Annotated in this window: 19 protein-coding genes and 5 tRNA genes; 13 read left to right on the forward strand and 11 right to left on the reverse strand. The window is 40.8% G+C overall.

Annotated elements, in window-relative coordinates:
- Positions 1–97: 97 nt before the first annotated feature.
- From CS921_RS07150 to CS921_RS07175, 6 genes are all read right to left on the reverse strand, one after another.
- Positions 98–2,368, reverse strand: a complete 2,271-nt coding sequence (locus CS921_RS07150) for a glycoside hydrolase family 65 protein (protein ID WP_099222434.1) — start codon at positions 2,366–2,368, stop codon at positions 98–100.
- Positions 2,365–3,222, reverse strand: a complete 858-nt coding sequence (locus tag CS921_RS07155) for a DUF1189 family protein (RefSeq protein ID WP_162921709.1) — start codon at positions 3,220–3,222, stop codon at positions 2,365–2,367. The genes CS921_RS07150 and CS921_RS07155 overlap by 4 nt, the downstream gene beginning before the upstream one ends.
- Before the next feature lie 26 nt (positions 3,223–3,248).
- A complete protein-coding gene (locus CS921_RS07160; protein WP_099222438.1) occupies positions 3,249–4,100 on the reverse strand; it encodes a sugar ABC transporter permease in 852 nt (283 codons plus the stop codon).
- Entirely contained in the window at positions 4,101–5,405 is a 1,305-nt protein-coding gene (locus tag CS921_RS07165; protein ID WP_099222440.1) for a sugar ABC transporter permease, read from the reverse strand.
- Between the two features lie 106 nt (positions 5,406–5,511).
- Positions 5,512–6,768: an extracellular solute-binding protein gene (locus CS921_RS07170; protein WP_099222442.1), complete on the reverse strand. Its 1,257-nt coding sequence runs from the start codon at positions 6,766–6,768 to the stop codon at positions 5,512–5,514.
- Positions 6,769–6,942: 174 nt separating this feature from the next.
- Positions 6,943–8,718: an alpha amylase N-terminal ig-like domain-containing protein gene (locus CS921_RS07175; protein WP_099222444.1), complete on the reverse strand. Its 1,776-nt coding sequence runs from the start codon at positions 8,716–8,718 to the stop codon at positions 6,943–6,945.
- Positions 8,719–8,855: 137 nt separating this feature from the next.
- On the opposite strand from CS921_RS07175, the gene CS921_RS07180 reads away from it, so the two are divergent.
- Positions 8,856–9,356: a hypothetical protein gene (locus CS921_RS07180; RefSeq protein WP_162921710.1), complete on the forward strand. Its 501-nt coding sequence runs from the start codon at positions 8,856–8,858 to the stop codon at positions 9,354–9,356.
- Positions 9,357–9,413: 57 nt separating this feature from the next.
- Here the strand turns inward: CS921_RS07180 and CS921_RS07185 are convergent, their stop codons facing one another.
- Positions 9,414–10,388 (reverse strand): LacI family DNA-binding transcriptional regulator, encoded by a 975-nt coding sequence (locus CS921_RS07185; protein WP_099222448.1) that lies wholly within the window; start codon positions 10,386–10,388, stop codon positions 9,414–9,416.
- Positions 10,389–10,584: 196 nt separating this feature from the next.
- Here CS921_RS07185 and CS921_RS07190 point away from each other — a divergent pair, with 196 nt between their 5' ends.
- Entirely contained in the window at positions 10,585–10,938 is a 354-nt protein-coding gene (locus CS921_RS07190) for a hypothetical protein (protein WP_099222450.1), read from the forward strand.
- Between the two features lie 144 nt (positions 10,939–11,082).
- On the opposite strand, the gene CS921_RS07195 is transcribed toward CS921_RS07190, so the two are convergent.
- The 3 genes from CS921_RS07195 to CS921_RS07205 all read right to left on the reverse strand — a co-directional run bounded on the left by CS921_RS07195 (position 11,083) and on the right by CS921_RS07205 (position 14,573).
- The gene (locus CS921_RS07195; protein WP_099222452.1) at positions 11,083–11,331 is read right to left on the reverse strand and encodes a hypothetical protein; all 249 of its coding nucleotides are present in this window, start codon (positions 11,329–11,331) and stop codon (positions 11,083–11,085) included.
- A 236-nt stretch (positions 11,332–11,567) separates the two neighbouring features.
- Complete coding sequence (locus CS921_RS07200) at positions 11,568–12,470, reverse strand: arginase family protein (RefSeq protein WP_099222454.1); 903 nt, start codon at positions 12,468–12,470, stop codon at positions 11,568–11,570.
- Positions 12,471–12,749: 279 nt separating this feature from the next.
- Positions 12,750–14,573: an APC family permease gene (locus tag CS921_RS07205; protein WP_099222456.1), complete on the reverse strand. Its 1,824-nt coding sequence runs from the start codon at positions 14,571–14,573 to the stop codon at positions 12,750–12,752.
- Between the two features lie 293 nt (positions 14,574–14,866).
- On the opposite strand from CS921_RS07205, the gene CS921_RS07210 reads away from it, so the two are divergent.
- From CS921_RS07210 to CS921_RS07235, 6 genes are all read left to right on the forward strand, one after another.
- Positions 14,867–14,938: transfer RNA gene (locus CS921_RS07210), tRNA-Glu, on the forward strand.
- 115 nt (positions 14,939–15,053) lie between these two features.
- Positions 15,054–15,127, forward strand: a tRNA-Thr gene (locus tag CS921_RS07215).
- A gap of 12 nt (positions 15,128–15,139) precedes the next feature.
- Positions 15,140–15,223: transfer RNA gene (locus CS921_RS07220), tRNA-Tyr, on the forward strand.
- Positions 15,224–15,228: 5 nt separating this feature from the next.
- Positions 15,229–15,303 (forward strand) — tRNA-Gln (locus tag CS921_RS07225).
- Between the two features lie 7 nt (positions 15,304–15,310).
- Positions 15,311–15,383, forward strand: a tRNA-Lys gene (locus tag CS921_RS07230).
- A gap of 171 nt (positions 15,384–15,554) precedes the next feature.
- Positions 15,555–16,211, forward strand: a complete 657-nt coding sequence (locus tag CS921_RS07235; RefSeq protein ID WP_099222458.1) for a phosphatase PAP2 family protein — start codon at positions 15,555–15,557, stop codon at positions 16,209–16,211.
- On the opposite strand, the gene CS921_RS07240 is transcribed toward CS921_RS07235, so the two are convergent.
- Positions 16,204–16,851, reverse strand: a complete 648-nt coding sequence (locus tag CS921_RS07240; RefSeq protein WP_162921711.1) for a GntR family transcriptional regulator — start codon at positions 16,849–16,851, stop codon at positions 16,204–16,206. The genes CS921_RS07235 and CS921_RS07240 overlap by 8 nt on opposite strands.
- Positions 16,852–17,193: 342 nt before the next feature.
- Here CS921_RS07240 and CS921_RS07245 point away from each other — a divergent pair, with 342 nt between their 5' ends.
- The 5 genes from CS921_RS07245 to CS921_RS07265 all read left to right on the forward strand — a co-directional run bounded on the left by CS921_RS07245 (position 17,194) and on the right by CS921_RS07265 (position 22,201).
- Positions 17,194–18,099 carry an ABC transporter ATP-binding protein gene (locus tag CS921_RS07245; protein ID WP_099222462.1) on the forward strand — a complete coding sequence of 302 codons (906 nt, stop codon included), beginning with the start codon at positions 17,194–17,196 and terminating at the stop codon, positions 18,097–18,099.
- The gene (locus CS921_RS07250) at positions 18,092–19,324 is read left to right on the forward strand and encodes an ABC transporter permease (RefSeq protein WP_099222464.1); all 1,233 of its coding nucleotides are present in this window, start codon (positions 18,092–18,094) and stop codon (positions 19,322–19,324) included. Before CS921_RS07245 ends, CS921_RS07250 begins: the two co-directional genes overlap by 8 nt.
- Before the next feature lie 18 nt (positions 19,325–19,342).
- On the forward strand, positions 19,343–19,816 hold the full coding sequence (locus tag CS921_RS07255) for a GNAT family N-acetyltransferase (protein ID WP_099222466.1): 474 nt from the start codon (positions 19,343–19,345) through the stop codon (positions 19,814–19,816).
- A 620-nt stretch (positions 19,817–20,436) separates the two neighbouring features.
- Positions 20,437–21,336 carry a helix-turn-helix domain-containing protein gene (locus CS921_RS07260; protein WP_099222468.1) on the forward strand — a complete coding sequence of 300 codons (900 nt, stop codon included), beginning with the start codon at positions 20,437–20,439 and terminating at the stop codon, positions 21,334–21,336.
- A gap of 556 nt (positions 21,337–21,892) precedes the next feature.
- On the forward strand, positions 21,893–22,201 hold the full coding sequence (locus CS921_RS07265; RefSeq protein ID WP_099222470.1) for a helix-turn-helix domain-containing protein: 309 nt from the start codon (positions 21,893–21,895) through the stop codon (positions 22,199–22,201).
- The last annotated feature ends 207 nt before the right edge of the window (positions 22,202–22,408 follow it).

Consider the following 22,408-nt stretch of genomic DNA (forward strand, 5'->3'; position numbering starts at 1 on the left):
TTATTTGCCTCCTCATTATCAAAATAACTACTTTCATTATAACATCAAAAAAGAACCAAAACCTGACTAGCTGCCAGATTCTGGTTCTCCTCATGATTTAAATCCGTCGTTTCACCTTGCTGCCCTGTTCAAGAATGATCTCTTCGTCCAAAATTTGAACGGTGAGCGATTCTCCTTCCAGTAGCGCCAGAGTGATTCCCGCAGCCGACACACTGACTTCAATCAGCGCCTTGCGGAAATTGATATTGAAAGAATACCCTTGCCAATCATCTGGCAGAAATGGTGCAAAGTGAAGCTGCCCGTCCCGCACCCGCATGCCAGCAAATCCCTGAACAATTGAAAGCCAGCTGCCGGCCATGGATGTAATATGCAGACCGTCCTCGGTATCATTATTATAGTTGTCCAGATCAAGTCGTGCCGTTCGTTTATACAGCTCGACTGCTTTGTCCGTCTTGCCAATCTCAGCCGCTAAAATAGCATGGATGGCCGGTGACAGGCTGGACTCATGAACCGTCAGCGGCTCATAAAATTCAAAATTCCGCTGCTTCGTCTCAAAATCAAAGGCATCACTGAAATAATAAATGCCCTGCAAAACATCGGCTTGTTTGATAAAGCAAGACCGCAAAATCTTGTCCCATGACCAATTTTGATTGAGCGGTTGTTCATTTGGCGAAAGCGTATCAGTCGCCCAAAGTTCTTTATCCAAAAATGTATCATGCTGAACAAAAATTTGCCATTTTTCATCATAAGGGAAGTACATGCGCTTCGTAATATCCTGCCATTTTGCCGTTTCTTCCGCCGACACCTGATAAGCTTCGCGCGCCTCTTCTGTCAAATTTTCCAAGGTGTAATCAAGCGTCCACTTAGCCATATAATTAGTAAACCAGTTGTTGTTGACGTTATTTTCATATTCGTTCGGCCCGGTCACGCCATGGATCATATACTTGTCGAGCCGATCCGACAAATGAACGCGCCCCGCCCAAAAACGCGACAGCTCGATCAGCACTTCGATTCCCTTTTCCTCCAAATAGCTGCGATCCCCTGTATAGTTGGTATAGTTATAAATCGCATACGCCATCGAACCATTGCGGTGGATCTCCTCAAATGTAATTTCCCATTCATTATGGCACTCAATCCCCGTAAAAGTCACCATCGGATAGAGCGCACCCGGCATCCCGATTTTCCGCGCATTTTCTTTCGCCTGCGTGAGCTGCTGATAGCGATACTCGAGCAAATGCCGCGAAACATTCTGATCTGTCAGTGCCAAATACATCGGCAGCGCAAAAGCCTCCGTATCCCAGTAAGTCGCTCCCCCGTATTTTTCACCCGTAAATCCTTTTGGCCCAATGTTCAGCCGCGCATCCTCCCCGTAATAGGTCGAGAATAATTGGAAAATATTAAAACGGATTCCCTGCTGCGCCTGATCATCGCCCTCAATTTTGACATCCGCCTTCTTCCAGCGCTCTAACCACAAGGCTTCATGTGCATCTCTCAAAGCCGCATAATCCAGCGCCTCGACATTCTGCCTGATTTTTTCCGCCGCGTTACCCAGCTCACCTTCCGAATAATCGCGTGAAGTCGTTACAAATACCCGCTTTTCAAGACTTAACTTTTCGCCTTGCTGAAGCTCCTCTTCCACACTATTCACAGTAAATCCTGCTTCACTATGCGCTTCTTTCACTTTCCCCCGTGAAAATTGGTTGACCATCTTCGCAAAAACCGTAAACCGCTCAATGCCAAAGTTATTGGGAATCGTCTTGACCAGCAATTCGCCTTCTGCGCGCGCCGCTTTATGTTGCAGATTTTCCCAGAAAGCCTCTTCATAGTTGGCATCTTCATTACGCACATTGCCGTCCAGGTACGGTTTTAGTGTCACCTTTCCAGTCCCTTCAAGCACCGTCACCTGATAACGAATGACAGCCAGTTCTTTCACAGCAATACTCAAAAAGCGGTCTGTCTCCACCTGAAAGCGGCCCTTCGCCGTCTGGATCACAAAAGAACGTGAAAGCACCCCATTCTGCATGTCCAGTTCCAAGTAAAAGTCTTCCAGCCGAGCCGTATAAAGATCGATCACCTCATCATCGATCAAAAGTTCTACGCCAATAAAGTTCAGCGCGTTAATCACCTTGCCAAAATAATCCGGATAGCCGTTTTTCCACCAGCCAACGCGCGTTTTGTCCGGATACCAGACTCCCGCCAGATACGTCCCTGGGTGGCTGTCTCCCGAATAATCTTCCTCAAAATTGCCGCGCAGCCCCATGTAGCCGTTGCCGAGTGAAGTCAGACTTTCCTGCAGACGTTTATCTTCCTTTTCGAGCGTCCGCGAAGTCAATTTCCACGGGTGCACATCAAATAGCCGCTTTCTCATAACTTAAATCCTCCTAAACTACGATCCACTTTCCGTGAGGCAGTTTGAAATTCTTTTCCAAATCTTGTTTTCAAAAATGTCCAAGCAATCAGCAACACCATACCAAGCGATGTGATCGCCAACATGATCGTTATATCAAAATAAATGAAGCCAATGATCGTACTTGCAAGAACGGGTAACCCCAGTGCATTCAGTGTCATATTGAGCGCCTCTTTAAAGGAACCGATCGCACCAATCTGACTTTTTTTCGTCATCCAGAGGAAACCTGCCGTAACGAGTATCAAAAGCCACGTGCTGACAAATAAAACACTCGCCACCATCATAAACTGACTGAGAAAAATGAACGGCTTGTTTTGCGTATACCAAGCATCATTCAAAAATTCATCCAGTGCGCTCTCTGTCGTCACCTTGCTTAGATCCATACCAGCATAATAAGGAATTGAAAACTGATAACCATCCTGATCCTTCACGATTATCTCCGACTGATTCATAACAATCGCATTTTTTTCATTGTCAACCGCCGCCTTTGGTTCATACAGCCCGACTGCACCATCTGTCTCCTGTTCGAGCATCGCTTGACCACCAGAAAGCTTGCCGTCCTGATCTACCGTCGCCCCTTCAAGCCCTTCCACAAGCGCCGTCTTATCCAGTGCAAAAGCATGCGGAGCTACCTGATCAAATTGGATCGTCTGCTCCTTAGCCGCGTGCATGGCAACTGGCATCAGCATCAAACTGACAAGAAACAGCCCGACAAACAGCATGTTGCCCCATGAAAGCTTGTTCCGCCCGGTGAAAATGCGTATGGGTGTCAAAATAGACGAGAAATATCGTTTTGGAAAAGAAGTTCGTTTCATCATTTTCATTCCTTATCTTCAAAAATTTATCCCTTGGTTCCGCCTGCCGTTAAACCTGATACAAAGTTCTTTTGCAGGAAGAAGAAGAGCAGACAGATTGGCAAGGCTGCAAGAATCGCCCCAGCAGCGAAAAGCGCCACTTTTTGTTGCTGCGGATTTGAAATGAAACTTTGCAAGCCAACCGCAATCGTTAAGTTTTCAGGTGTCCGAAGCAGGAATTTGGCCAGTAGGAAATCGCCAAATGGCCCCATAAATGCCCACAGCGCCTGCACGGCAATCATCGGACGAACAAGCGGCAGAATAATTTGCGCAAAAATCCGGAAATGTCCCGCACCGTCAAGTTTCGCAGATTCATCTAAATCACGCGGAACCGTATCAAAATAACCCTTCATCAGCCAAGTATTCATCGGAATCCCCCCGCCAATATAAATCAGCGTCAGGAACCAATACTGGTCGAGCGCTCCAAGCAGCATGGCCAAAACGTAGAATGCCGTAAGAGCTGCCATTGTCGGCACCATTTGAATGATCAGAAAGAACACCAAACTGTTTTTTCTTCCTTTAAACCGGTAGCGACTATAGGTATATCCGGCAAATGTGACGATCGTGACTTGCAGAATCATCGTTGCAATCGCAATAATCAAGGTGTTTTTATACCAGTCTAGATAAAGCGTCTCATTGAACAATCGGCTAAAGTTATCAAACGACCAGTCGCCCGTCCATTCCAGCGTAAATGCCGCGATGTTCCCTGGTTTGAACGCAGATGAGGCCGTGATGAGAATCGGGTACAAAATAATGACCGACAGCAAAATGAGAAACAGATACGTAAAGAATTTAGTGAAAAAGCGAGTTGTCCGCTGATCTTTTAGAAAACCTTTCATCTACATCATCTCCTCATTTCCAAAGGCATTGGTCTTTTTAAAGGCAATCATGGAAACTGCAATGACGATCGCTGAAATAATCAACGTCACCGCCGCAGCCAGCGCATATTGCGGAGAAGTCCCCGTCGTCAGCTTGTAAATCCATGAAATCAGAATGTCCGTCGACCCGGCACCGCCGCCGACACTTCCCGGTCCCCCTTCATTAAAGAGGTAAATAATCGAAAAGTTATTAAAGTTAAACGTATATTGCGTGATAAAAACAGGCGCCGTTACAAAGAGAATCATTGGCAAGGTAATTTTACGGAACCGCTGCATGGCACTTGCCCCGTCGATCCGCGCCGCTTCATAAAGCTCTCCCGGAATCGCTTGCAGAACCCCCGTCACCATCACGTAAATATAAGGGAAACCAAGCCAGCCCTGAATGGAAATCAGCGCTACTTTTGTCCAAAATGGATCGGTTTTCCACGAAATCGCATCAATATCGACAAGCGGCAGATGATTCAAAAGCGGAATCACTTGCTGGTTGATCGCACCGATACTGTCATTAAACATGTTGGAAAAAATCATGATTGTAATAAAAGCAGGCACCGCCCACGGCAAAAGAAAAATAACACCGAAAAGCCGTTTTCCCTTGATAAAACTCTGATTGGCAACAATTGCCGTAAAAACACCCAGCACGATTTGCAAAGTCGTCGCACAAACCGTCCAAATTAGCGTCCACGAAAATACACTCATAAATGTATCCCGATAAGAACTCAGGAAGAAAATATTGAAGAAATTCTTGAGCCCCACCCAGTCAATCAAGTTCGCCGGCGGAATATGATAAAAATCATAGTTGGTAAACGCCATGAAAAGCGTCACGAGGACTGGAAAAATAATAACAAAAGTCATCACAATGTAGGCCGGTAGTGTAAATAAATATGGAAAGCCCTTGTCGAGCACGTTTTTCAGAATCGCCACAGTCGTCGTATTGACCTCTTCGCCAAGCTGCCATCTCTTCGCGACATTTCTCGCGTCCAAAATATTCAATATGTAGAAGCCGATAAAAAGAAGCGTTACGATCAACTGTAAAGTACCTTCAATCAAGAAATACAGGGAATGGTCCACACCCGGCACAGTACCTAGCGTGACTAAACCGACGAGCGCATTAAACCCGACAGCAAAAAGTTCTATTATAAACAAAATAAAAACGGCTAAGAAAATGATTCCCTTAAAATTTTGCTTATTGTAAAACTGGCCAAATCCTGGAATGAGGGACAGCAGTGTCGCTTTTCGGACATTTTGCGGCTCTTTCTCCAGTTTCATCTTGCAAACCTCACATTCTTTCTACGCTGGTTTCATTTTAAGTTGTGAGCCCGCGCCATCATCAGCCAGCCGGGCTCACACTTAAAAATTTATTTATTTGCGCGTATTATTTCGTATATTTTTGACTAATATTGTCTTCAATTACTTTTACAGCATCATCAGCCGATTGTTGCGGTGTTTTAGCACCACTAGCCGCGTCAAACATTAGATTTTCAGCACCTGTCCAAACTTCCGACATTTCTGGAATGTTCGGCATTGGCTGCGCATTTTTATACTGCTCGATTACCGCATTTGTCAGCTCATCATTTTTGCCTGCCGCATAGTCGCGTGCTTCCAAATTCATAGGAATCTCATTTGTCATATCATAGAATTTCTTCTGATTATCTGTATTGGTTACATAGTCCAGCCAGTCTTGAGCTAGATCTTTATTTTTAGAGTAATTGCTTACGACCCAGCCTTTACCGCCTGCAAATGGTGAATATTCTTTTCCATTTGGTAATGTTGGGATTTTTGCTACACCGTAATTCAGTTTTGCTTCTTTGTAGTTTGCTGCTGACCAAGGACCGCCAATGATGGCAGCTGTTTTTCCTTTAACAAATTGATCTTGGATAAAATCATCCGCGCTCTTGTTATCTTGCATCCCTTTTGGCCAAACATCTTGGAACCATTTCGTTGCATAAGTGATCCCTTCGACAGAACCGGCATTGTTCAGTCCAATGTCTTTCGGATTGGTACCGTCATCGCCGAACACATAGCCGCCATAACCTGCTAGCAAGCCATACGAGAAGTAAAAGTCCGTCCATTTTGCCAAGAAGCCGATATTTTTACCTTTTTCAGAAGAAAAATCGAACCGTGGATCTTTGGCAAGATTTTCAAGGTCAGAAAAAGTAGCTGGCGCTTTATCAATCAAATCCTTGTTGTAGTAAAGTACGACTGTTTCAATAACAGATGGCGCACCGTATATTTTTCCGTCAATTGTAACCTGTTTCATATCTTTTTCATCATATTGATCCTGGTTGCCTAGTTTTACTTCAGCCAAATGCCCTTGCTGACCAAGGCTGCCGATCCGGTCGTATGCTGCCATCATCACATCTGGTGCCGTGCCAGCTGGTCCATCAAGAGGAAGTGCTTCCAGCTGCTCGAACATATCTTTTTCAACAACCTTGATTTTGACATCATGATCTTTCTCAAAATCCCCTTTGATGTCATTGATATAATCTTTGTATCCGCTATCAACAGAGACCGTCAATGTTTTTCCATCGCTGCCACTTTTATCGCTGGATGAACCGCCACCACATGCTGCAAGACTTAATGAAAGACCCGCAACTAAGAGAGAAATACCCATTTTTTTCTTCCAATTCATTTTACCTTTTCCTCCTTCAAATCAAAACTTCCTTTTCGACTTGCCGTTTCAGGTTAACCTTACACTTATTATAAGCAGGTTCAGAAAACGGTTTCAAGAAAATTTCACATGTTATCGGTAACAACTTTTCAAACACGGAATGTGAAATCCATTGCAATCAGGTGATTAAATTTGTTACGCGTTAACAACTCTAAAGCCACGTGCTGGAATTTTCACAAATGTATCAATTAACGTTGCATTCAAAGCATCTCTAGAAGACGCATCAAATCCAAACGCAGCCGCATCCTTCTCCACTTCCTGATCGCGATCGTTGAATATAAAGACAAGCTTTTCACTTCCTAGCTTCCGTTCAAACACAACCAGTTGCTCATTTGACCAGTCCTGCCATTTTAAGTCGCCATACGTCAAAAGAGACTGGTATTTTTTACGAAATTGAATCAACGCCTGCATAAACGCAAACATTTCTAGATCCTGTTCAGACTTGTCCCAAACCATACATTTCCGGCAGCCAGGATCATTTCCGCCATCCATCCCAAACTCCGTGCCGTAATAAATACATGGCGCTCCTGTATGTGCAAACATAAATGCCAGTGCCTGTTTGACTTTATTTTTATCTCCGCCAGCTCTTGTTAGAACACGCGCCGTATCATGGCTATCAAGCATGTTAAACATCACTTGACTGACCTGCGCCGGATAACGCATGAATTGTTCATTAATCCCTGATATAAGCTGCTCCGCCGAGATTCGTTCCTCAATAAAATGTTCAATAATCGTCTGCGTGAACGGATAGTTCATGACCGCATCAAATTCATCCCCCAAAAGCCACGGCCATGAATCATGCCAAATTTCACCAAGAATATAGACATCCTCTTTTTCAGCAAGTACCGCCTGACGGAATTTTTTCCAGAAAGCATGGTCCACTTCATTTGCTACATCCAGCCGCCAGCCATCAATATCAAATTCACGCACCCAATAAGTCGCAATGTCCAGCAAATACTTCTGCACTTCCGGACTTTCCGTATTGAGTTTTGGCATATGGGTAGTAAACGCAAACGTATCATAGGAAAGCGTTTCGGCCCCTTCTATATTGCCATTTTCACCAGGTCGAACTGGGAAAGAGTCAATGTGGAACCAGTCGCGATATTTCGATTTCTCTTCGTTCAAAAGTACATCCTGCCATTCCTTACTCTGGTCGCCAATGTGATTGAAAACGGCATCAAGCATCACGCGAATCCCTTTTTCATGGGCCGCATCGACAAAACGTCGGAAGGTTTCCTTGTCGCCAAAGTGCGGATCGATTTCAAAATAATCCAGCGTATCATATTTGTGATTCGTTGGCGCCTCAAAAATCGGTGTCAAATAGATCCCATTAATCCCCAGCTCCACCAAGTGATCAAGATGGGCCAATATTCCTTCTATGTCTCCACCAAAGAAATCGTTCACCTCTGGATCCTTGCTTCCCCATGCCAATACATTTTCCGGGGAACGGGACGGATCGCCATTTGCAAACCGTTCAGGAAAAATCTGGTACCAGATTGCCTCCTTTGCCCATTCCGGTGCTTGAAATGTATCGACCGCATGAATGAATGGAAACTTGAAATAGTAGTCTGCCGTTGCTAAATTTTCCTCCGTCGCATTAAAAAAACCACGTCCTCCATAAAAGGCTGTCTCCTGCTGGTAATCTTCTACAATAAAACCATATTGAAGGCGTCTCTTAGGTGGCGTGATTTGATAAAAGTAATAGTCGTGCTGCTCGGTTGTTGCAATTTTCTCCATTTCATAGCTTTCTTTTTGCCAAACCCCATCCTGATACAAATACGGATCTGCGGCTATCAGTGTCACTTTCTTCAAATCGCCCCGCTTGGCTCTAAGCCTGATATGTAATGTTTTTGCATCATAGCTGTAGGCAAAACTGCTTGCCGGTTGATGATAAATCGCTGCTTTTTCCACAAATCTTTCCTCCTTGTTTGTTAGCATACATTCAAGTTAGCACGATTTTGTAACCGCTCGCAATCTTTTTTCATTCGTTAACGATAACAGAATTTACTCACACTTTTCAAATAACCATTTCTTTGATACCCTTAATGATGAAAAAAACAAATGAGGTGACGACCATTCTACTTTCCCATCCGATTGACATTAACTTGCAAGACTTTATTCTAAACGGAAAATTTGATTACATTAAAATCGGCCAGACAAAAGAGTGGATTACCACCAATTTCCCTGATCCCGATTCAATCAACAACATGGGCCACAACTTGTTCATTTGGACGTACGGCAATATTGAATTTCATTTCAACGCCGATCGATTATTTCTTATCTGGTGCGATAACTTTCATTCATTTTCTGCGGGTCAAAATATTCGCTTAGATAAATGGATTTTCGAAGACACCCAACATTTAACACTCCAATCCATGACAGACATTCTTCACCGCCATAAAGTTGATTTTTCCGTGACACATCAGCCCAAATGGCAGACAACAGTGATTCAGATCACCAAAAGTCACGTGGAGCTATTTTTTGGTCCCTCCGCCTCTCAGCAAGAGCCGCCCGCCTATTCTTTCCACGGCTTTGGCTTAAAAAAATAAGCAATCGGTGGAAAGAACTTCTTACAATTGCCCTTTTCACCGATTGCTTATGTCTGATTATGACGTCATTGAATCGTTCCCCGTTGTCGAACCCCTTGCAATAAACGCCGGTTTAAATAAAATGTGTCCCTGGCTCTTTCCGTTATCCCCAATCTTTTGCAACAACATACGCGCCAACTCTTCCCCCATCTCAATGACCGGTGATTGAACGGTTGAAATATGCGGTGAAGATATCCGGTCTAAAAAGACTCCATCAAAACCCGTTACCGCCATGTTCTCACCAAATTTCCGCCCAAAAGTAAGTCCAGCCCGTACAACGCCAATCGCGATCCGGTCAGAGGCACACACGAAAGCAATATCATCAGAGTTATAACGCAATAAATCAAAAGCTTTCTTTTCGGCCACGCGAGAACTATTTCGAATAAAATAACTTTCTGGCGTAAGATTATGGGCATGCATGACTTCTTCATACCCAGACAAACGTGAGACCATAAACTGTTCCTCCAGCAAATTAATCCCCAAAAAGACGACTCGCTTAAAGCCCAGTTGCAGCACATGATCCGTTGCAAGTCTCGCTCCTTCCCGATTATCCACATCAATATAGTCATAGCCGCGCGTATTTTCCCCATACAAAATAACCGGTTTATCAATATTTAAAACCCCACTGTCAAAATCATCATGGCGCATCCCCGTGACAATTAGCCCATCATAAGAACCAATATTCTTTGATTTTTTTGTCACAAGCTGCAAGGAATAATAATGCTTATCCAGCTCACGGCTGATTCCCGTTAGTAAATTCATATAGTAAGGTTCCACTGTATCGATCTCTTCTAAGATCAAAAATTTAATTACCTGCGTCCGATTTTGAACTAAGGCGCGGGCAGCAAAATTCGGCACATAATCTAATTCCTTCATCGCCTGATAGACAAGCGTTTTCAGTTCATCCGAGACTTGATCCGGATGATTAATAACACGCGAAACAGTCATTTTTGAAACATTTGCCCGTTTTGCAACATCTGCTAATGTGGCCATTTTGGACCTCCTAAAAATTTCACTGTTTTTATTGTACCATGTTTCTTTTTTCCAGCAAGCAGCGCCTCACTAGGTACATCCATTCAATCTGCTTCCAATTCAAAGCTTCTTTACTTATTGATCTAACGAATGTTACACTTCACTATATGTAGATGGACACAAATGCATATTCTAATTATATACAGAGGTGAGTCAATTGGTAGTCTTTTATTCAGAAAAACATTCTAAGATCATTCAAACAGGCATTGAGGCTATTTCCAAAGTTTTAAATGGGGACGACCTGTCTGAAAAAGAAAGCTTGCTACTATGTCTAGACAAATTCCTTGATCCTTATTTTGGATATGAGCTGCCCTATGAGCGTGAGATTATTTTACTCTTGCAAACTTTTATTACAGACAATCATCCAACTGAAATGCAACAAACGGCCATTCATTTATTAATATTATACGCTTGGCCGCCATTCCCTATTCTCGAAAAAAATCTTGATAAAATTAAACCCGAATTATTAGCAAGTGTTACCGATGCAATAAACATGGATCATCCAAAATAGGCATGATTTTTACTTACTTTCTAAAGCTTTGCGTCAAAATTGGCTGAATTTCTATCATTATTTTTTGATAAACAGCGCAGAAAAAGAATTTCACAACAAAAAACATTTCCTTCGCGAAGAAGAAAATGTTGAGAACTATGTAGGTTACGCTTTATGATACTGAGCACCGACTTCTTTTTTGGAAGTTTTTTTATTTTTGACGGTCACGATGAAGCTTTGTACAATCTTGATAAGTTGATAACTCGCCCCAATAACCAGACCACAGAGAAAAGCGATAGCTGTCACGGTCAAAAAATTGACAATTGGAAAACTCACCGCATTAATTGCAGCAATTCCCAGTATAAAGACAATAATCATGGGTAAAACAAAATACCTGATATCGACTTCCGACATACTTCGCACTCCTTTTTCTCAGACATCCCTTCCATTTCAAGTAAGCATCACTTACTTATTACTAGTATACAAAGGAAAATGGCTTTTTTCAAGGAGTAGAAAACGCTTTCTATTTGACAGAAATATTTTTGTAACATAATTTTCATTCTATCTCCTTTATCTACACAGCTTTCCTCATTCCTTCTAAAGCCAACGTCTTTAAAAAGTAAAGAAAGTCACGAAATTGAAATATCACGTCATTCCGCTTGCAGCCTTAGATTATATTTCATCTGAAAATATCTTTCTAGTAAAGCAATCACCAAAGTAGCCGTCTTATTCCCCTCATCCAACAAAGGATTTAATCCCGTAATAGTAATGGATGCAAGTCGACCACTCAACGCCAAATTTTCCATCAAATAATCCAGCTCACGATAATACAGACCCCCACTCGACAAATAATCAGTCCCCGGCGCAAATGCCGGATCAATGGCATCAATATCTAAAATCAGATCCACCTGACGATCCGTTTTACTCAACCATTTTAAGACCTCATCCATCACCAGCCCCATGCCCATCTGATCAATCTTTGTCATGTCATAATGGCGAATTTGGCATTCCTGAATTGTCCGCCACTCTTCCTCCATAACCCGCCGCGTCCCCATAATCACAAGCTCTTCAGGATGTAGCGGCTGATTATCCATCACTTGGCAAAAATCAGTGGGCCCGATTCCAAGCGCTGAAGCCAAGGTATTCCCACTGTGATTCTTAGGCTGATAGGTCTTCGCTAAATCTGGATGTGCATTCACCCAGATAACATTGTGACGCTTGCCTGACTTTCGATATGCTCCAATTGTGCTGAGCGCAATCAACTGATCACCACCCAAAATAAGCGGCGTTTCCACATCAAGCGCCATCATGCATAGAATATCTTGTAATTCTTTCAACTTGTATGTAATCGCTTCCAAATCTTCGTGATAAAAAAAGGTCTCTTCTTCCAAGGCCGTTAAAAATGGCATATTGTGATAATCTTTTACCGTTACATTCAAGCGTTGAAACATGTCCAAAATCCCGCCAAAACGGAGTGCATATGGACCCAAGCCAGCACCCTTTCGTTCCTTGGAAAATGACCACGGCACGCCTAATAGCCCTACTTGCTTCATCTCATCCACCTAAATTCTCTTTATTTTGATATCATTTTAACACACACAATTAGGAAAACAAAGTCATACATTTTTAATTAATTTCCTAAAAATTGATCTTTTGCTTCCTAAAAATATATTTTTCAAAGCAGCACATGTATAAAAATGATTTTTAACACCTATTTACCTCTTCAAAATTGATTTTTTGCCATTTTACCAATATGTCTCCATTTGATAAACTGGCATTACCCCATAAACAAGCAAAGCATTGGTCTCCCCCAACCAATGCTTTGCCATCTATTATTCTTTTAAATGATATGGGAATGTTGCTACCACTACATTTTTCTTAAATAACAATTTCGTGCGAATCAAAAGACTCGTTTGATTATGAAGAAGGTTTTGCCAACCCTTACGCGGGATGAACTGCGGAATCAAGACAGTCAGCGTATAGTTATCCTGTCTTGCCTTCTGTTCTGCCGTATCAATAAATTTAATCAGCGGATCCGAAATGGAGCGATAGGTCGAATAAAGATGTGCAATCCGAACCTCCGGATGAATTCGATTCCAGCGGTCAACAAATTCCTTGCCTTCATTCCGATCAATCGATACGTGAACAGCAATAACTGTATCTCCAATCGATTTCGCGTATTTCAGTGCCCCTTCCACAACTTTTGTTGTATCCGATACTGCTACAATGACTGCATTTCCTTTGAACTCCGGTAAATCCACCGTGTCATCGATTCTTAACTGCGGTCCCAACCGTTCATAGTGATTCTTCGTCCGGTGAAAAACAAAAATCATAACCGGCATAATAATGAATACGGGCCAAACAGACTCCATACGCGTCAAGAATAGTACCACAAGCACCGTAAAGGAAATAAACGCGCCCAATAGATTCGCAGATAATTTTCGCTTCCACCCTGCTGGCCGCTCCCTAAGCCATTTCATAATCATCCCGGATTGAGACAACGTAAAAGGAATGAAAACCCCGACTGAATATAAGGGAACGAGCAATTCCGTTTTCCCTTTAAAGAGAATAATGAGCAAAATAGAGCCGACAGCGAGTGTCATGATTCCATTTGAATAACCCAAACGATCTCCACGCGCTAAATACATACGCGGCATATATTTATCCTTCGCAAGGTTGTAAGCCAGCATTGGAAAGGCTGAAAAACCCGTGTTAGCCGCCAAGACCAAAATGACGGCGGTAATAGCCTGGATGAAATAAAACACAAAATTACGCCCGAATACATTTTCAGTAATCTGCGAAAGAACTGTAGATTTCAACTCAGGTACAGTTCCATAGAAATAAGCCAATAAGGTAATTCCAAAGAAGAAAAAGCCGAGCAAGCTAGCCATAATTGTAAGTGTCCGTGCAGCATTCTTGGCTTGCGGCTTTTTAAAAAGTGGGACTGCATTTGAAATCGCTTCTATCCCCGTAAGTGAAGCAGAACCAGATGCAAAAGCGCGAAGTAGCAGGAAGATCGTCACACCTTCAACTGACGAGCCAATAGAAGCCGTCTCATGTGTGGCATCTGCACCAGTAGCAATTTTAAATAAGCCCGTAAAAATTAAAATAACGATCGAAAATACAAATAAATAGACAGGAACAGCCAAAATACTGGCAGACTCTGTTACGCCACGCAAATTAATAATCGTGACAAAAATAACCAGTAAGACACCAATTGGCACAGTAAATGGATACAGTGAAGGAATAGCCGAAACGATGGCATCTGTCCCAGAAGAGACACTTACCGCAACAGTCAGCATATAGTCAACAAGCAATGATCCGCCAGCAATCAAGCCAGCATTTTTCCCTAGATTCTCTCTTGATACAACATATGCACCACCGCCATGAGGATATGAATAAATGATCTGCCGATAAGATAAGCAAAGTGCAAAAAGCAACAATAGTACAAACAATGCAATCGGGATCGAATACCACATAGCAGCAGAACTTACAGCAACTAGCACAATCAAAATCTGTTCTGTACCATATGCAATTGATGAAAGTGCATCCGAAGACAAGAGGGCCAGAGCCTTTAATTTAGTAAGTTTCTGTTCACCTGCTTCAGAACTTTTTAAAGGACGCCCTATTAATAATCTTTTTAACGGCGAAGCCATATAAATTCCCTGCCTTTTTATGAAATTTTAAGCCAAAACAATATCCAACATTATAGCACAGCCCTACGGTAATGCAATCCTTTTTATTAGAATTTAATTAAAATATTTGACGCTTTTTGACTATTACAAATCCCGGCTTGATATTCCACCTATTCAAACGTTGAAACCTTATTCTCTATTACCCGCTATTCGCCAAATCATACATTTTTATTATTTTCAGAAAAGAAAAACTTTATTTTTGGTATTTACAAATGACACAAGAGTTTATATAATAGATTTTGGCTGTTAACAATGGCCCGTTGGTCAAGCGGTTAAGACACCGCCCTTTCACGGCGGTAACACGGGTTCGAATCCCGTACGGGTCACTTTTTTATAAAAAAAGACTAGTAATCTTTTTGAAAGTGTTATACTATATAATAGTAACTTTTTTAACGACTGCTTCTCAAATTGGAGTAGCCTATAGGATTTAGAAGGCAATATGCCGACTTAGCTCAATCTGGTAGAGCAACTGAATCGTAATCAGTAGGTTGCGGGTTCAATTCCTGCAGTCGGCACTTTTATAATATGGAGGGATAGCGAAGTGGCTAAACGCGGCGGACTGTAAATCCGCTCCTTAGGGTTCAGTGGTTCGAATCCACTTCCCTCCACCATTTATTGGGCCATAGCCAAGCGGTAAGGCAACGGACTTTGACTCCGTCATGCGTTGGTTCGAATCCAGCTGGCCCAGCCATATTTTAGAGCCGTTAGCTCAGTTGGTAGAGCATCTGACTTTTAATCAGAGGGTCGATGGTTCGAGCCCATCACGGCTCATTTCTTGAGTAGAATTGAATTCTACTCTTTTTATTTTGTCCAAAAATCCCCTCCCTTTTAATTGAATGCGAAGTTCCCGCCCCTCTCAAATAACTATTTTTCTTTTACAGTTGCACCTTCTAATGAAAACCTCTACAATTTAAACATATCACGTTCCAAGGAGGATCGTTAATGAAATCAACCAAAACGTCTATCTATCTGCTGTTTCTCCTCAGTGCACTTGCGTTCGCTGCTTTTGGCATTATTTGGTGGGGAGTATCACAAAATGCAGACTGGATTCATGCGCTCGACAATTGGGGCATTCAATTAATCCGTTCTAATATTACTGAAACTGCGACAAGCTTTTTCCATACTGTTACATTTTTCGGTGGCACAGTTTTCTTAACACTAGCCAGCATTCTTGTATTTGTTATTTTTTTATGGAAAAAAGGCTGGTCCATCGCACTTTGGTTTGGTGGCACGGCACTACTTGGCGAACTGGTGATTCCTCAAGTCGTGAAACATATAGTCATGCGCCCTCGACCAGAAAATCCACTGATCAATGTATCCGGCTATAGTTTCCCAAGCGGCCACTCAGCTGGATCTACAACCTTTTACGGCATCCTTGTCATCATTCTTTGCTTGATCATCTTTAAAAAGGCCGCTTGGAAATGGCTATCAGCTGTCATCGCTTGTTTATGGATCCTTACGATCATGGTCTCTCGCGTCTATTTGGGCGTTCATTATCCAAGTGATGTTTTAGCTGGATGTCTTGTCGGAATCGGCAGCATTAGTTTGACCACGGCGATTTATCTGCGGACCCAAACAAAAAAACTGCCATTCATGTGAATAGCAGTTGGATATTTAAGGTATAAATTTTTTTTAAAACTCGGAGACATTTTTCGAATTCTCGTTTTTCCAGCAGTTCAATCAGGCTTTCTAGGTACTTGATGATCTGATGGGCTGCTACGTCGAAAAAGTGATCCGGGTTTTTTTGTTCCAAATCACGCATGATATCAACTAAATAGTCAATATTTCGCTCTAAAACACGCATTTCCGTATAACGAATCATACAGCCGTAGAACGTTTTAATACTGCCTAGGAATACTGCTTCATTTTTTTCAAACGTCGCACATTTAATTTTAATCATTTCCGTGCGTAAACAGTCAAAACAGACCGGATTATTTTTTTCCTGTAATTTTTGTACAGCATAACTGAGATTGATAAAAATCATTTTTACTTTGCTGATAATCTCGTAGTCAGTTTTAGAGCATGCGCGGACATAAAATCGTTCTTTGTCAGGACTAGCTTTTAACAAACCTGATTCCGCTAAATAAAGCAGCGCCTCATTCGCAAAAGAGCGGCTGACATTGAACTTGCAAATCAAATATTCCTCCGTAATCTGCTCGCCCTGCTGAAATTGCTGGTTCATTATATCATTTTTAAATTCATTATAAATTTGATCAGCTACGAATGTGACTGTTGCCATCATCATACCCTCTTTATATTTTTTATATTTTCCTTCTTTATTTTAACGAATCGCCTTTTTTTTGCAAAATCAAACTTTTCATGATGAAAAGCAAAAAGCTGGAAAGCATGTTTTTCTAATGAAACATTTCTTACATATGTTTAAATACAGTTAACTGAATTAATTTCATCATATCAGGAAGTAGGTTTCAGTGTCTAGCTGATTTGATGAAAAGAAACTGGTATCTGCACGATCTTTCACTTAATCGCCACATTTAACAGCCAATCATGTTACAATATAGCAAAAGTCAAATTTTGCCAATTATTCCTTACATATAGTTCAAATGGCAAAGGGAGGATTTACATGACACTTGAGCTCAAGCATTTGACGAAAACATTTGCTGAAAAAAAAGCAGTCGATAATCTGTCTTTTCAAGTTGCACCTGGAGAGATTCTTGGACTGATCGGTCAAAATGGTGCCGGGAAAACGACTACTTTTCGCTTGATTTTGCAATTTCTTCAGCCGACTCAGGGAGAAATTTTATGGAACGGTCAATCCGCGGCCAAAATTCAAGCAAATGACATCGGTTATTTGCCGGAAGAACGTGGCCTCTATGGAAATGTGACTATTGAAGAACAGCTATTATTTTTTGCAGAACTGAAAGGCTGTAGTCGGAAAGAAACGAAAGCCAAAATTGACCAATGGCTTGAACGCGCAGAAGTTGTTGGGAAAAAGACTGATCTCATCAAAACTTTGTCCAAAGGTAATCAACAAAAGATTCAATTAATCAGCACCATCATTCACGAACCCAAGTTGATTATTCTGGATGAACCTTTCAGCGGACTCGATCCGGTTAATTCTGAGATTTTAAAGCAGTTTGTTTTTGAAATGAAAGCACAAGGAGCCGCGATTATTTTTTCCAGTCATCGAATGGAAAATGTAGAAGAATTATGCGACTCGCTGATTATGTTAAAAAAAGGGCAAACCGTACTAAAAGGAACCACTGAGGCAGTCAAATTAAGTTACGGACGCAAACGCATCCGACTTGTAGCCCCCCACTTATCAGATCAAGAACTTTCTTCACTGACAGGTGTTGAAAGCTTAACAAGAAGGTCTGATGGAGTAAGAATTATTCAACTGGAAGACGAAAAATTTGCCGAATCGATCTTTTCTTTTGTCACAAAGGATGGTTTTATTCCCATGTTCAGTTTAGAGCCGCCTACCCTTGAAGAAATTTTCAAATGGAAGGCCGGTGAAGCAGATGAATAAATTTTGGGTGATTACCAAGCAAGTATATAAACGGCGTGTCAAAACCAAATCCTTTTTATTTTCCTTGCTTTTTCCGCTTCTGATTGCAGCTGTGTTTTTCGCGATTCCTAAAATTGCCGATTATTTTGATCAAAGTGAAGCCACAAAGATTGCCGTGCTAAGCGATGAACCGGCTTATGCGCAAATTTTACAACAGGATAAAGATAATTTCACAGTCAACACAAAAATCGACACCGAAGACGCTGCTAAAAAAGCACTGAAAGATGGAAAAATTGACGGCTATGTGACCCTTTCTGAGCAAAATGGCACGATTTCTGCCGTATATACCACACAAGAAACAGCTGGACAGGATGTTTTGACACAAATATCTACCGACCTCACGTCAGCGAAGATTTCTGTCAAAGCGGCTGAATACAATATTAGCGCTGAACAGCTGCAAGATATTAACCAGCCAATTTCTGTCAAAAACCAAGTGGAATCTGATAACGAACTGACAAATCACCAAAAAGAGGTGATGAGTGCGGCAATTTTAGTGCTCACCTTAATTATTTTTATATTTGTCATGAGCTATGCCAATATCGTGGCCTCTGAAATCGCCAATGAAAAAGGTACTCGTATCATGGAGATTATCCTATCAAGCGTTAGCGCTAAAACGCATCTGCTGGCCAAATTGACGGCCATCATTCTCATGCTGCTCACACAAATCGGTTTCTATGTCATCTGTGGTGTTGTCTCCATGATTGTTGCCAAGAATACCGACACGGTCCAAAATCTGCTAGATCAAGCGGGCTCGTTCCCTGTTTATTATCTAGTTCTGAATCTAGTCTTTATTCTTCTGGGTTTGCTACTCTACATCTTGCTTTCCGCATTAATTGGTTCCATGGTGCCCAATGTGGAAACCGTTGCCCAGTTTATGTATCCGATGACGATTCTCGCTATCGTTGGTTATTGGGGATCTATCGCAGCAGCTAATGCGCCAGATAATATTCTTGTTATCATCGGCTCCTATATTCCTACCTTCTCGCCTATGATGATGCTTGCACGTATGGATCTTCTCTCCGTTTCGACAACGGGCATTTTCATCTCATTAGGCATTCTCGTCATTTCAATTATTTTATCATTTTGGTTGACGCTCAAACTTTATCGCAGCAATGTTCTGCTCTATTCAAACGAGGGGCTCATCAAAACTTGGAAAAAATCACTCGCTTATGCGAAAAAGCAATAATTTAAAGAAGGTGTAAAAATGGAAATCAGAAAATCACGGAAAGAAGACGCACACACCATGATGGAGCTCGAACACCTAGCTTGGACAGCCGGTACCACGCCCAGTGAGATTCATTTTGACTCAGCAGCAGAATATCTACTTAAAAATCCTGCAGGGTCAAAAATCGTCGCTGTGATGGATGAAAAAGTTGTCGGCATTCTCGGCTATAAGTCCCCCATCCCTATAAAATCAAATGCCCATGTTGCCGAACTTGATATCGCCGTCCATCCTGATTATCAGCGCCACGGAATCGGCATTCAATTAATGGCATATTTAAAAGAAGCGGCGCCTAAAGAAGGTTATCAAAAACTCCAACTTCGCGTCTTGTCCAACAATGAAAAAGCCATTCGCTTTTACAAGAAAAATGGCTTTCAGATTGAAGGCACACTAAAAAAAGAATTTCTTATCAATGGTACCTATATTGATGATGTCATCATGGGTTACTTCTTATAACAAAAAGCATGTTGATTTGTATGAAATCAGCATGCTTATTTTTTTCAATAAAAAACGCCAGAAGAGAATCTGGCGCGGCTGTCCTTCGTCACTACAAGGTTTCAAATAACGGGATGACCCTAGCGACATTCGGTACAGCAAATAAGTTGAACAAAAACTTAATTGAAACTAATAAAAAGCTTCAAAACAAAGAGAAATCCCTCTTTTGTATATTCTTCGAAAGAATGCGCACACAACCTGAATCAAGAAGGATTATTCGCACATATTCCTAAAAGAATACTAAAATGAAGGATTATTTGTAGAAGTTGTGAATTTTGCAATGTTATCATAATTTTTATACGGAATCATTATAGCGAAATCCACCATAATGAATTATAGTAACATTAGAAGATGGTTAAAAAACATACTCTGGTGAGGGCTATTATTAAATCTTGGGATGAAGATTAAATAGCTCTCGTTTTTTATCTATTATCCTGTAATATATACTATGACCGTTTACACAAAGAGCAGATATAGTAAATGAAAACACACATTGGGCCTCCTACCGGTATAATTTTACCACAACAACCAAAAAGAATAATATAATACCTCTAAAAGGAAAATAGAAAGGATGGCACCTAGTGAAGAGGCAACCCAAACTGACAATTGGACAGACGCTCAAATCCATTCGTGAAAACTCTCATCTCACCCAGAAAGAGTTATATGATGGCATAATGTCTGTTGCTCATAGACATAGAATCGAAGTGGATGAACAAACACCCAGCTTCGAAAAACTGAGTAACATTCTTTCCAGAGTTTCTATCTCATTTGATGAATTTGAGTATATAAAAAACGGCTATCAATTAAAAACGGCCAACCTTTTCTTCTCAAAATTCCTTACACTTAGAACGACAAACTATCCTGAAAAAATGAAATTACTCAAGGAAGAAATGGAACAATATTTGCAAGCTGAGAAAAATCAATTTGTTCAGCATCTGCTTTGGATTCTGGAAGCCTTTATTTATAAGCAAGAAACAAAAGACTTAGAAGGAACAAGAAAATTGGGTCTTCGAGTGTGGGAATCTCTTGAAAAGAAAGATGCTTGGTATTTTCTGGACATATTTTTAATCAGCCAGATTGTTTATATTTTTGATTATCAAACTATTGAGCATATTATGAACAGGCTTTTCACCTATCTAGATCTCTATCATGATTTTCAAAATACCAAACAAATCGCTAAATATGTCTATTATAATTACGCCACTCTTCTTAAAGAACATGGGGAAATAACTAAAATGATAGCCCCACTTAAAAAATCACTTGAAATCGCCCAAAATGAGCATGATTTGCTTTTAATGATGGACATTAAATATTTATTAGCAGAAATAGATTGGATAAATGGTGAAAAAGAGCTTAGTTTAAAAGAAGCAACAAAAATCATCCAATCCCTTTATTATTTTGGCATGAAAGAAATTGCGCTTGATAATAAAAAGGAATGGCTAAAACTAACAAATATTGACATTTCTTTAGAGGAATCGTAAAGGAAGCTTCTCAATCAAAAAGAGGCTTCTTTTATTTTGCAAAAAAAATACGCCAGAAAAATTCTGGCGTCGCCGTCATGATTGGTGAGTACAGTCGGATTACGTTTTGGGATGAGCCCGACTGGCAATCTGCACAGCAAATGAGATGAATGAAAACTAGATTGAACCATACTGAAAGATGATTCAAAATCCATTGGGACTAATGCCCAAAAACAATCCTTGAAAATACCTTCGTTCAAGAATTTATGTCAGAAGTGTGAAAATTAATAATTGTTATCTAAAAATCTACGGTATCCTTATAGCCGTATCAGCAATAATATTCTATATTATAACTATACGATTTACATATCGTGGCAAAGGGGCTATTTAATTTTTACGATTAGGACGCGAAGTTAAATAGCTCTTTTCACTTTAAAAGTATCAAATTATGATACGATAAAATGAATCAATACTTGGATTGCAGATAACAATAATCTCACCTCCATTACTCATTTTAACAGATGCTTGTAAAAGCTATACATTATGTTACCAAAAAAAACATGAGGAAGTTGATACAATGATTGACAGACATAAACAGAATATTGGTGAAGCACTAAAAAATATTCGACTAAATTATGGCATGACAAGCAAAGATGTTTATGAAAATATCATGTCCCGCACACATTTATACCGAATAGAAAATAACAACCAAGTGCCTAGTTTAGATAAGACAATCAAGATTCTTAACCGTTTTTCTATGTCAGTAGATGAGTTTGAATTTATAAGAAATGGTTATGCGCTCAATGAAGTTCAGCAAGTATTGCAAGATTTTAAATCTATTAATACTACTGTGAATATACCNNCCTTTTATCAAGAAGATCATTAATAACATTAATAATATACTCGCTATCGAAGAAAATATCTTGTTAAAAAATATCAAGTTAATTTTAGAAGGTTATATTATTCTTCAAGAGCAAAAAGATCTTTCTCAGGCTCGAGTATTTTTCACGCAAGTATGGAAGAACCTAGAAAAAAAGGATACTTGGTTTTATAATGATATACAATTAATTTCAAATATATTTTATATTTTTGA

It is taken from the genome of Listeria costaricensis, from assembly GCF_900183385.1.
GTDB lineage: Bacteria > Bacillota > Bacilli > Lactobacillales > Listeriaceae > Listeria > Listeria costaricensis.